This is a genomic window from Cellvibrio sp., from assembly GCF_053579595.1.
The window spans coordinates 1-10,969 of the sequence record NZ_JBRFPI010000123.1 but is presented as its reverse complement, the minus strand read 5'-3'; the positions used below and the strand labels follow the sequence as shown (position 1 = coordinate 10,969).

Genomic DNA, 10,969 nt, shown 5'->3' with positions numbered 1-10,969 from the left:
CGATGCCATCGCTGCGGCGCGCAATGTTGAGCGTGACGTTATCAGCTTTGGTACTCGCTGGGATGTCGCCTCAGGTACTGCGCTCAAGTTGCAGCTCGATGATGTTGATGATGTAAGAGGTGAGCAGAAAGTATTGTCTGTTGCCTTACAAGCCGTGTTTTAAGGAGAGTTGCTACTATGAAAACTGTATTCAAATCATTGGCAGCCAGCCTTGTACTTAGTCTATCCAGCTTCTGCTTTGCCGAAGTCGCCGTTATTGTTCATCCATCTGCAGGTTTTGATTCCCTCACTGAAGACGATGTCTCGCGCCTGTTCCTCGGCAAAAGCAAAAGCTTCCCCTCGGGTGGCCAAGCTGTGCCGGTGAACCAAAATGAAGGTTCGGCAGCGCGCGATAAATTTAATGAAGCTGTCTGCAAGAAAAACGCTAGCCAATACAAAGCCTACTGGTCACAGTTGGTCTTTACCGGCAAAGGCACTCCACCAAAAGATGCGGGTGACGATGCAGCAGTTAAAGCGCTAGTTGCCGCGAACCCCAATATGATTGGGTATGTGGATGCCAGCGCGGTTGATGCCAGCGTGAAAGTGGTCTTCAAGCTGCCCTAATCGTTACAGTTAAGCCCGTTATACAAAATGCCCGCCATGCGCGGGCATTTTTTATCCGTCACAAAAATCCCTTAAGCTGATGTAATTAGGCTAAAATGCGCGCCTTTTTTACCCACTTATCCTTATTGCTCTTTAATCTATCCCTTTTTAGTCGCACAGTCGCAGAGAAAATACCCGTGATCTCCACCGCCAATATCACCATGCAATTTGGTGCAAAACCGCTTTTTGAAAACGTTTCGGTCAAATTCAACAACAGCAACCGCTATGGTTTGATCGGCGCCAACGGCTGCGGCAAATCCACCTTTATGAAAATCCTCGGTGGCGATCTCGAACCCTCTGCCGGCCAAGTGATGTTGGAGCCCAATATTCGTTTGGGTAAATTGAAGCAGGATCAATTCGCCTACGAAGAGTTTTCCGTAGTCGATACCGTAATCATGGGCCATACCGAACTCTGGGCGGTGAAGGCTGAGCGCGACCGCATTTACGCCTTGCCGGATATGAGCGAAGATGACGGCATGCGCGTCGCTGAATTGGAAGTGGCGTTTGCGGAAATGGATGGCTACACCGCCGAATCCCGTGCGGGCGAATTATTACTCGGTCTGGATATTCCCATCGAACAACATTTTGGCCCTATGAGCGCCGTTGCTCCAGGTTGGAAATTGCGTGTGTTACTCGCGCAAGCATTGTTCGCTGATCCCGATGTATTGCTGCTCGACGAACCAACCAACAACCTCGATATCAACACCATTCGCTGGTTGGAAGGCATGCTTACCCAGCGCAACAGCACCATCATTATCATCTCGCATGACCGCCACTTTTTGAATTCAGTGTGCACCCACATGGCGGACTTGGATTATGGCGAGCTGCGCGTTTATCCGGGCAACTACGACGACTATATGATGGCGTCTGAGCAGGCACGCGAAAAATTATTAAACGAAAATGCGAAAAAGAAAGCGCAAATTGCCGAGCTGCAAACTTTCGTAAGCCGCTTCTCTGCTAACGCCTCCAAAGCCAAGCAGGCGACATCGCGCGCAAAACAAATTGATAAAATCCAGTTGGATGACATCAAGCCATCGAGCCGCGTAAGCCCCTACATTCGCTTTACCCAAAACAAAAAGTTGCACCGTCAAGCGGTAACCTTGGATGGTGTTAGCAAGGGTTACGACCGTCCGCTATTCACTGATTTAAATATGCAGGTAGAAGCGGGTGAGCGTATCGCGATTATCGGCCCGAACGGCGCCGGTAAAACCACATTACTGCGCTGTTTGTATGGCGATTTACAACCTGACGCGGGCACCGTGAAATGGGCGGAGCAGGCCGAAATAGGTTATTTCGCGCAAGATCATGCTGCTGATTTTGCCGATAATGCAATTGTGTTTGATTGGATGAAGCAGTGGACCAAAGGCGATGAACAATTAGTGCGCAGTGCGTTGGGCCGCATGCTTTTTTCCAACGATGAAGTAAAGAAAAATGTAAAAGTATTATCCGGTGGTGAAAAAGGCCGCATGTTGTTTGGCAAACTCAGCCTGATAAACCCCAACGTATTGTTGATGGATGAACCCACCAACCACTTGGATATGGAATCGATTGAGGCCTTAAACCTCGCGCTGGAAAATTATCCCGGCACGTTGATTTTCGTCAGCCATGACCGCGAATTTGTTTCGTCATTGGCGACACGAATCATCGATATGCAACCGAGCGGGTTAATTGATTTTCATGGTAACTATGAAGATTATTTGCGCAGTCAGGGCATTTACACTATGTAATATTTGCTCGCGAAATGGTTCGATTAAAGCCCGCAACATGCGGGTTTTTTTTTGAGTGCGTTAACGTACAGACGAAAAAAATAGTTTTTTATATTGTGATGACGTCTTTTAAATTAATGGAGTTATCACTATGAACAAAAAATTATTAGCCATTTTATGTGTCAGTGCATTGTCAAGCGCTGCTGTTGCGCAAGATGACAGGGCGTCAGGCAATGGCTGGCAATATAGTCCCGAATTTTCCATTGGTGGCGGTTACGGTTTGACCAAGTTGAAAGATGGCGATTTTGATGAAGAGGAAGCGGCGAAAAAAGCCTTCGCCGTTTTTAAAATAAACGAATTTATTGGTATTGAAGCAGCCTACATCGATTTTGATGAATCCGGTAATGAGGCGTTTGATATTGATATCAAAGGTAAAACGCTTGATTTGATTCTCGAGTTGCCGATTTCGCAAAACTTTTCCATCTATGCGAAAGGCGGGCAAATGTGGTGGGATGCAGACACGAATATCGATACATCCGAATTCATTACTAGTAGCGATTCAGATGGTGATGAAACATTCTGGGGTGTCGGCACCAAGTTCCGTTTAGCTGAGCATTTGGATTTGCGCGTTGAGTATGAGCGTTTTAATTTCGAAATCTCACGTGATGAAATTAACGTTCTGCAGCCGGATGATATTGATATGGATGTTGACTATGCCAGTGTGAGTTTGCAGTTCACGTTCTAATCTGTGCACGTAGAAAACTGAATGGATGATTTTCAGTTAGAAAAATCCCGCATTTATGGAAATAAATGCGGGATTTTTTTGGCGCTTATAATCCCAGGCGTTATCGCTATTGATATATCAGTTGCCCGCAGCGCGTATGGGGTCGTCGATGGGGTGTTGAAGCAGTGATTGTTTCGCTACTTGATTTGATTTGCGTTTCAGTAAGTAAACTAATCCAGCTGCAACAACTAAAAGCACGAGCCCCACGAGCGGACGATAAAAAATCCACGCAATGCTGATCGTGGTTAACGCCGAAATGATTCCCAATAAAAAACTGACAATACCTGTGCCTATCGCAACAATATTGCCAAACAGCGGAGCAATATCCGCCAGCACCGATAACGGTTTGAATATCATATTGAATGCGATTATCAGCAATAAACTGCCTGCCAATCTAATTATCCAGGTCAAAGTTGCATTGTCGCTTTTGGCTTTTTCAAACATGGCATCTGCGGTATGCATGCCCGCTTGCAATAAGGCAATTGAACGTCCATTACTAGCGATATGTTCCGAGAGTGTTGTCCCCGCGAGATCGCCGATCACACTATAGGTTTGTGCGGGAATATAGTTAAATGAGATTTGTTGGTCGCCGATGTTGGGTTTTCGCTCATCCTTCCCGTAATAAAAACCATCGCTGTTTTGCGCCACACCTTGGGGTAATTCAATGTTGCGTGGGATTACCAGGGTTTGAAAATTATTGATGCTATTTTTATGGGTTTCCGATAATTGGTATTGGCCAATACTAATCTGATCAGCTGTCCAAAGCTCAGATTGGTAACGCCATTTTTCCGGGTTTTGGTGACCGTTAGGTTTTTTAAATGCGGATGAGTCGATGTATTTTTCGGACCACACTTTTTCATAGCTATACGTGGTGATGGTTTCCGTATCGCCACCCATATTTTTTTTCTCTTCGCTGTGCGATGTTTCTTCCCACTGATAGGTTTCCACTTTTCGTTGCAATTTTAATGCTTGCATACTCACAGGTAAGAGGTTGTCGTTGAGTGTTTGTGTGGTAGTGGCTTCACCGGTTAGATGCACCAACTTGCCATTCATCTGCGGCGCTGCCTCCTCCGCATTAATGGAAACAACCAGACCCTGCGACTCCACCAGTGCTTTGTGAGTTTTGACTGCACGCCCTTCATTCCAGAACAGCAGGCAAACTCCCACAAGAATAAATAGGATACCGAACAGCAACCCTTTGATCGAAGACCCGATTCGGCTAAACCAGGATGTGTGAGTGACTTCGGTAAATCTATCGCCCATGATGTTCTCCTTGCAGTCGTTATTGTTAAGGCCGGATGGCGGCTGGATATTGTTAGCAGCTTGATCTGGTTCAGGCAATTATTATTCTTTTCTGGGGTAATTTCCCGAGCTTAATTTTCCCTTAAGTTTCGTTTTCTACTCTGCATCCTAAGAGATCCCAAATCCGAGGATGCAGTATGAAAGAGTTGACCGCCACCCTAGCCGAAACCCCGTCCAGCAGCTGGCATATGCCGCGCTTGCCACAAATCAAAATCCCCCGTTTCGGGTTGCAAACCCCCGGCTCACCTGAGCGGGCAGCGGTTGAGGGATATATTCACGACCGCTTTGCCGGTGTTCATCATGCCGAAGTCACTCATTTTCTACCCAACATTATCAGCCTGCGCTGCGGCGGCGAATTTTCAGCAGCCGTGGGTTTGGCGCCTGCCAGTAATGGCAAAGTGTTTGCGGAACAATATCTGGATGCACCGGTTGAGCAGGTGATAGGTGAAAAGCTCGGTTTGCAAGTCGCACGCGATCAAATTGTCGAAATCGGCAATTTAGTGTCCACCTGGAAGGGTAGTAGCCTGCTGCTGTTTATCGTGATTGGCGAAGTCATGGAGCGCTTGGGTTACCACTATGTGATGTTCACGGGTACCCGCGAAGTTAAAGCACTCCTGGCACGTTTGCGTTACTCCCCCATCGTACTGGCCGATGCCGATCCCGCGCGATTGCCCGATGGCGGCGCCAGTTGGGGCAGCTACTACACCAACAATCCACAAGTCATGTTTGGTGATAACCGCCCTGCGATGGCCGCCGCACGCAAAAATCCCATGTACCGCGCAACCGTTGCTGCGATCAGCCGCCCAATTGAAAAAATTTGTGCGCAACTGCGCGCAGCCAACCAATTAACAGCGCTGGACACTGCACATTCTACGGAGCTGAATGATGAATAAAATTCTTGCCGCTATTTCCCAGCACTCCAGCAGCACACCAGAAAAAATCGCGCTAACGGGCCAGACAACACAGCTCACTTATGCACAACTCGCTGCGCAGATTGATGAGTTGGCAACCTGGTTGAGCACACAGAATATTGGTCGCGCCGGTTTATGGGGCGAGAATTCCATCGAATGGATTGTGGCTGATCTCGCTGCCTGGAAAGCAGGCATCACTTTAGTGCCGCTGCCACGCTTTTTTTCTCGCACACAGTTACAGCATGTGATTGCTCAGGCGCAATTACCTTGCCTGTTAGTCTGTGGCGATATAGGGCAAGTTGCCGACACCAGCGAACGGAAAAATGCTCCCGTTAACGCAATTTATCTCGATACATTGATTGCCTATGAACAAGCAACCAACATCGAGACCGTGGCTAAAATTACGTTTACTTCAGGTACTACCGGCACACCTAAAGGTGTGTGTTTATCCACATCCGCATTGGAGAATGTCACACTCGCGCTGGCGGAAAGAATTTATTCTGGAATGAACACCAGCAATCTCCACACCCATTTAAATTTATTGCCTTTAAGCACATTGCTGGAAAATGTCGCTGGCGTTTATGTTCCCCTTTATCTCGGTAAACGCGTTGTCGTCTTGCCCGGTACTACACTGGGTTTGACCGGCAGTTCGCAATTATCCTTGCCAACACTTTTGCAGGCGCTACATCAGTATCAACCTAACAGCCTGATTGCTTTGCCGCAAATTTTGCAAGGCTTTGTCGCTGCCGGCATGCAGGGTTTTGGTTTGCCTGCATCACTGGCATTTATTGCTGTAGGCGGTGCACGCACACCGGCTGTCTTAATTGAACAAGCACGCGCAATGAAAATACCTGTGTATGAGGGTTACGGTTTGTCTGAATGTGCATCGGTAGTGAGTCTGAACTCGCCCGTTGCGGACAAGATTGGCAGCGTGGGTAAAGCGCTGAATCATGTCGATATAAAAATTGATAATGGTGTAATTAAAGTTCGTGGCAATGTGTTTAACGGTTATCTCGGTCAAGCTGCGCAGACACAAGACGAGTGGCTGGACACCGGAGATTTGGGTTACATCGATGAAGAAGGTTTTATTTTTATCACTGGTCGCCAAAAAAATCTGTTGATCAGCAGCTTTGGCCGAAATATTTCTCCCGAGTGGATTGAAGCAGAATTATCGCTGTGTCGCGCCATTGCGCAAGTGATGGTGATTGGCGATTCACAACCTTTTTGCAGCGCGATCATCGTACCCGCCTCCGCAGAAGTGACTGCCGAGCAAATGACCCAGGACATTCGCCGCATCAATCAACACTTACCGGATTACGCGCGCGTGCAAAAATTTATTGTCGCCGCTGAGCCCTTTACACCCACCAACCAATTGCTTACCGACAATGGACGTTTGCGCCGTGCAGCCATTCTTGGCCAGTACCTGAATGCGATTGCGGCAATTTATTCCGACACCACCACTCAGCCATCCTCTTCACAACAACACCCAGGAGTTGTTTATGACATTTTTTGATCGCTTGCAAAATGAAACACAAGCTGAGCGCAATTATTTGTTAAGCGCTCCGATTATTCAGCGTTGCATCGGCCTAGGCCAATTTAGTCTGGACGAATACCGCGAATTTTTAACCCAGGCTTATCACCATGTAAAGCATACAGTTCCGTTATTGATGGCAGTAGGCAGCCGTTTGCCATCGGAAAAAGAAAATTATCGCGAAGCGATTGCGGAATACATTGAAGAAGAGCTGGGTCATCAGGAGTGGATCTTAAATGATATCGCCGCTTGTGACGCAGACAAAGAAGCCGTGCGCAATGGCCGCCCCAATGCAGCGACTGAATTGATGGTTGCTTACGCTTACGACACCGTTATGCGCAACAATCCTATGGCGTTTTTTGGCATGGTGTTTGTGCTTGAAGGTACCAGCATTAATTTGGCAAGTCAGGCTGCCGATATTATCCAGAAGCATTTAGGTCTGCCGAATAAAGCCTTCTCTTATTTGCGTTCACACGGCAGCTTGGATTTGGAACACATGGTGTTTTTTGAAAAATTAATGAACGGCCTGACTGAGCAAAAAGATCAGGACGATATAGTTCATGCAGCAAAAATGTTTTTCACACTCTACGGCAATATTTTTCGCTCGATTGAGCAGCAATCCATTGCACAAGCAGCATGATGAAAACGCCACTCGCACAGAGGAGCACACAATGAAACTCAAAGGCAAACTAATTTTGCTGACCGGCGCCAGCGGAGGCATAGGGCAAGCAATTGCTCGGCGACTGGCAGCTCAGGGCGCACGCCTGATTTTGGTAGGCCGATCAACGCAGCAGTTGAATACACTTGCGCGTGAATTACAGGTGTTGGTGAATGAAGGCTTTGTACTGCAAGCCGATATTACCAGCCGCAGCGGACGCGACACCATCCGCACCGCGTTGCTCGCGCTGCAAGAACCCTTGGATGCGTTAATTAATTGCGCCGGAGTCAATTTATTTGGCCTGCTGGAAGATAACGATCCGGAAGCCATTGAACAGTTAATCAATACCAACGTTACCGCAACTATTTTGTTAACCCAGTTGGCGCTGCCGTTTTTAAACAAAGATTCCGGGCGCATCGTGAATATTGGTTCCAGTTTCGGCGGTTTGGGTTACCCCGGGTTCAGTGCCTACTGCGCGAGTAAATTTGCACTGCGCGGTTTTAGCGAGGCACTGCGACGCGAATTAACTGATAGCCACATTCAAGTCGCACATTTGGCTCCGCGAGCTACAAACACCAGTCTCAATAGCGATGCGGTTTATGCAATGAATCGCGAATTGGGAACAGCGATGGATGAGCCTGATGTGGTTGCTGCACAGCTGGAATTGATGTTGACCGCAAAGCGCATGCGCGACCGCAATATCGGTTGGCCAGAGCGACTTTTTTTACGCATCAACAGTATTTTTCCACGCATTATCGACAACGCCCTGCGCGGTCAATTACCCATCATTCGCCGCCATGCGCAACCGGCAGTGGAACCAGTAGTTTCTGATCGTAAAGTTTCCATTCGTTTATCCTGAAGGTGACATCATGAAAAAGTTTTCATTAAACAGTATTGCGGCAAAAAAAATAGCACTGAAATTGATCGCATTTGCAGCACTCACTGGCTTTGCAGCTATTGGCTATGCCGATGAAGCGGCCGATATCCAAACATTGCAAACCCGCTGGGCGGAGATTAAGTATCAAACACCCGAAGCGGATCAGGAAAAAGCGTTTGTCGCATTGGTCGCAGAAGCAGAAAAGTTGCGTGCAGCTAATACCAGCGCTCCCTATCTGATCTGGGAAGCAATTATTCGCTCGACTTATGCTGGAGCCAAGGGCGGATTGGGCGCGCTCGATGAAGTAAAGCAAGCAAAAAAATTACTGGAACAGGCCATAAAACTTGACCCTGCAGCTATGAATGGCTCTGCTTACACCAGCCTTGGTTCACTCTACTACCAAGTCCCTGGTTGGCCAGTGGGTTTTGGCGACGACAAAAAAGCCAAAGAAATGTTGTTAAAAGGCTTGAGCTATAATCCTGATGGCATAGACTCCAATTACTTTTATGGTGACTATCTGTTGGATCAAAAGAACTACCAACAAGCAGTGGCTGCATTCGAAAAAGCGCTAAAAGCTGCGCCTCGCCCCGGACGTGAATCTGCTGATGCCGGTCGCAAAGGTGAAATAGAAGCCGCCATGGCCAAAGCGAAAAAACATTTATGATGGACTAATAAACCAATGCAAATATTGTTAGTGGAAGATGATGAACTGCTCGCGGAAGGTATAGTCAGTGCTTTATCGCGAGCAGGTTTTGCAGTGAATTGGTTGTCCACCGGCAAAGCAGCCTGTACGCAGGTGGTGGCAGAGCCACCGGATATTATGTTGCTCGACCTCGGCTTGCCCGATATGGATGGCATCGAAGTTTTAAAAGTCGTGCGGCAAAAAAAATTACCCACACAAGTACTCATCCTTACCGCGCGCGATAGCACCAATGCCAAAGTCATCGGCCTGGACTCTGGTGCCGATGATTATCTCACCAAACCTTTTGAGCTGGATGAATTACTAGCACGCTTGCGCGTTTTGGAGCGTCGCCTCGGTAACTCATCTTCATCGTTAATCAATATTGGCCCCCTGAGTTTAAATACCACGCATCATGAAGTCTTGTTAGATGGCTCGGCGCTGGTGCTATCGCGGCGCGAGTACATGTTACTGAAGGCATTGGTCGAACATGTTGGCGTAATTCAGACTCGCGAAGGTTTGGAAGCAAAATTGTATTCCTGGGGGGATGAAGTGGCCAGTAATGCAATTGAAGTGCACATCCATAATTTACGCAAAAAACTACCGCCTAATTTTATTCGCACGCTGCGCGGTATTGGCTATATGGTGCCGCGTCCATGAAATCCATTCGTGGATTTTTAGTCATAGTGTTATTGGCAATAGTGACACTTGCTAATTTTGCAGCGGCGTTGCGCGGTTATTTAGGCAGCATGGATGAGGCTGAACGTTTGTTTAACCAACGCATGTTGCAGCAAGTGGATTTATTAAATTACACCTTGCCGCAATGGCGCGAGCAAACCAGCGCGCGTGCGGATGTTTTACTTTTTCCCGCACGCACTGCAGGCTCGGAAGCGTCATTGGAGTTTCAATGGGTCGCTCAGGATGGAAAATTATTGGCGCGATCAGCCGCTATGCCTGAGCAAGTAGTAGTGCCTTTGGTGGAAGGTTTTCGTTTTGTTAATTTTCATCACTATCGCTGGCATGTATTGGTAACACCCAGCGTGGATAAGGAAAGTTGGTTTATTGTCGCGGAGCGCGCCGACCAGCGTTATCGCCTGGCAGAGTCGATGATTTTACAAGCTGTATACCCTATGGTGTTGGCTATTCCGGTGATCGGCCTGATTATCTGGTGGGTGTTGGGGGTTGGATTAAAGCCTGTAACGAATTTAGCGCGCGAATTACGCCAGCGCGAAGCAACCGATTTGCACTCTCTCAATCAGCAGGACATGCCGGCAGAGCTCGTACAACTGACACAATCCGCCAATGACTTATTGCGGCGTCTCGATGCCTCTTTCGCGCGTGAAAAACGCTTCTCCGGTGACGCCGCCCACGAGTTGCGTACACCGATTGCCGCCTTAAAAATTCACTGTGAAAATTTATTGCATGAATTGCAACCTGCACCCGCATCCGTCCTGAAATTAAAACAGGGAATCGAACGAATGAGTTATTTGGTCGAGCAAATTTTATTGCTCAACCGTACCGCTCCCGATCATTTTATGGGAACCTTTGAAGCGGTTAATTTAACCCAACTAGCAAAACAGGCGATTGTTGACCAGAGTGATGCGCTGGAATTAAAACACCATCGCATTGAATTCAATGGCGATGAATGTTGGGTTTCCGGTGACCGGGCTGCATTGACCAGCTTGCTAAATAATTTATTGGGCAATGCGATTAAATATACCCCCGAGTGCGGACGAATTGCTATCAACACCTGGTTACGTGGCCGGGATGTTGTCCTGGAGGTCATGGATAATGGGCCAGGCATTCCCGATGGCGAACGCGAGCGGGTGTTTGACCGGTTTTATCGCCTGGGTGGTGATCGTCACAACTCAAAAACACC

11 protein-coding genes are annotated in these 10,969 nt (G+C 47.8%); 10 read left to right on the top strand and 1 reads right to left on the bottom strand.

What is annotated here, in order from left to right; translation table 11 throughout:
* The first annotated feature begins 177 nt into the window (after positions 1-177).
* The 3 genes from ACWA6V_RS09670 to ACWA6V_RS09660 all read left to right on the top strand — a co-directional run bounded on the left by ACWA6V_RS09670 (position 178) and on the right by ACWA6V_RS09660 (position 3,093).
* Complete coding sequence (locus ACWA6V_RS09670; RefSeq protein ID WP_310072853.1) at positions 178-603, top strand: type 2 periplasmic-binding domain-containing protein; 426 nt, start codon at positions 178-180, stop codon at positions 601-603.
* Between the two features lie 176 nt (positions 604-779).
* Positions 780-2,369 carry an ABC-F family ATPase gene (locus ACWA6V_RS09665; protein ID WP_449522290.1) on the top strand — a complete coding sequence of 530 codons (1,590 nt, stop codon included), beginning with the start codon at positions 780-782 and terminating at the stop codon, positions 2,367-2,369.
* Positions 2,370-2,499: 130 nt separating this feature from the next.
* Positions 2,500-3,093 carry an outer membrane beta-barrel protein gene (locus ACWA6V_RS09660; protein WP_449522289.1) on the top strand — a complete coding sequence of 198 codons (594 nt, stop codon included), beginning with the start codon at positions 2,500-2,502 and terminating at the stop codon, positions 3,091-3,093.
* Between the two features lie 117 nt (positions 3,094-3,210).
* Here ACWA6V_RS09660 and ACWA6V_RS09655 read toward each other — a convergent pair whose 3' ends face one another.
* Positions 3,211-4,473 carry a TMEM43 family protein gene (locus tag ACWA6V_RS09655; RefSeq protein ID WP_449522288.1) on the bottom strand — a complete coding sequence of 421 codons (1,263 nt, stop codon included), beginning with the start codon at positions 4,471-4,473 and terminating at the stop codon, positions 3,211-3,213.
* Between the two features lie 98 nt (positions 4,474-4,571).
* Here ACWA6V_RS09655 and ACWA6V_RS09650 point away from each other — a divergent pair, with 98 nt between their 5' ends.
* From ACWA6V_RS09650 to ACWA6V_RS09620, 7 genes are all read left to right on the top strand, one after another.
* Positions 4,572-5,327 (top strand): thermostable hemolysin, encoded by a 756-nt coding sequence (locus ACWA6V_RS09650; RefSeq protein ID WP_449522287.1) that lies wholly within the window; start codon positions 4,572-4,574, stop codon positions 5,325-5,327.
* Positions 5,317-6,858: an AMP-binding protein gene (locus ACWA6V_RS09645; RefSeq protein WP_449522286.1), complete on the top strand. Its 1,542-nt coding sequence runs from the start codon at positions 5,317-5,319 to the stop codon at positions 6,856-6,858. Before ACWA6V_RS09650 ends, ACWA6V_RS09645 begins: the two co-directional genes overlap by 11 nt.
* On the top strand, positions 6,845-7,516 hold the full coding sequence (locus tag ACWA6V_RS09640; protein WP_449522285.1) for a TenA family transcriptional regulator: 672 nt from the start codon (positions 6,845-6,847) through the stop codon (positions 7,514-7,516). The genes ACWA6V_RS09645 and ACWA6V_RS09640 overlap by 14 nt, the downstream gene beginning before the upstream one ends.
* 31 nt (positions 7,517-7,547) lie before the next feature.
* Complete coding sequence (locus ACWA6V_RS09635) at positions 7,548-8,393, top strand: SDR family oxidoreductase (RefSeq protein ID WP_449522284.1); 846 nt, start codon at positions 7,548-7,550, stop codon at positions 8,391-8,393.
* A gap of 10 nt (positions 8,394-8,403) precedes the next feature.
* On the top strand, positions 8,404-9,075 hold the full coding sequence (locus ACWA6V_RS09630; protein WP_449522283.1) for a tetratricopeptide repeat protein: 672 nt from the start codon (positions 8,404-8,406) through the stop codon (positions 9,073-9,075).
* 15 nt (positions 9,076-9,090) lie between these two features.
* Positions 9,091-9,750 carry a response regulator gene (locus tag ACWA6V_RS09625; RefSeq protein WP_449522282.1) on the top strand — a complete coding sequence of 220 codons (660 nt, stop codon included), beginning with the start codon at positions 9,091-9,093 and terminating at the stop codon, positions 9,748-9,750.
* Positions 9,747-10,969: ATP-binding protein (locus tag ACWA6V_RS09620; RefSeq protein WP_449522281.1), on the top strand; the 1,223-nt coding region annotated here is incomplete at its 3' end. The genes ACWA6V_RS09625 and ACWA6V_RS09620, both read left to right, overlap by 4 nt.

Coding starts and splice junctions, on each gene's coding strand:
- ACWA6V_RS09625 (WP_449522282.1), top strand. CDS start 9,091: ATGCAAATATTGTTAGTGGAAGATGATGAACTGCTCGCGGAAGGTATA.
- ACWA6V_RS09650 (WP_449522287.1), top strand. CDS start 4,572: ATGAAAGAGTTGACCGCCACCCTAGCCGAAACCCCGTCCAGCAGCTGG.
- ACWA6V_RS09645 (WP_449522286.1), top strand. CDS start 5,317: ATGATGAATAAAATTCTTGCCGCTATTTCCCAGCACTCCAGCAGCACA.
- ACWA6V_RS09670 (WP_310072853.1), top strand. CDS start 178: ATGAAAACTGTATTCAAATCATTGGCAGCCAGCCTTGTACTTAGTCTA.
- ACWA6V_RS09630 (WP_449522283.1), top strand. CDS start 8,404: ATGAAAAAGTTTTCATTAAACAGTATTGCGGCAAAAAAAATAGCACTG.
- ACWA6V_RS09640 (WP_449522285.1), top strand. CDS start 6,845: ATGACATTTTTTGATCGCTTGCAAAATGAAACACAAGCTGAGCGCAAT.
- ACWA6V_RS09635 (WP_449522284.1), top strand. CDS start 7,548: ATGAAACTCAAAGGCAAACTAATTTTGCTGACCGGCGCCAGCGGAGGC.
- ACWA6V_RS09660 (WP_449522289.1), top strand. CDS start 2,500: ATGAACAAAAAATTATTAGCCATTTTATGTGTCAGTGCATTGTCAAGC.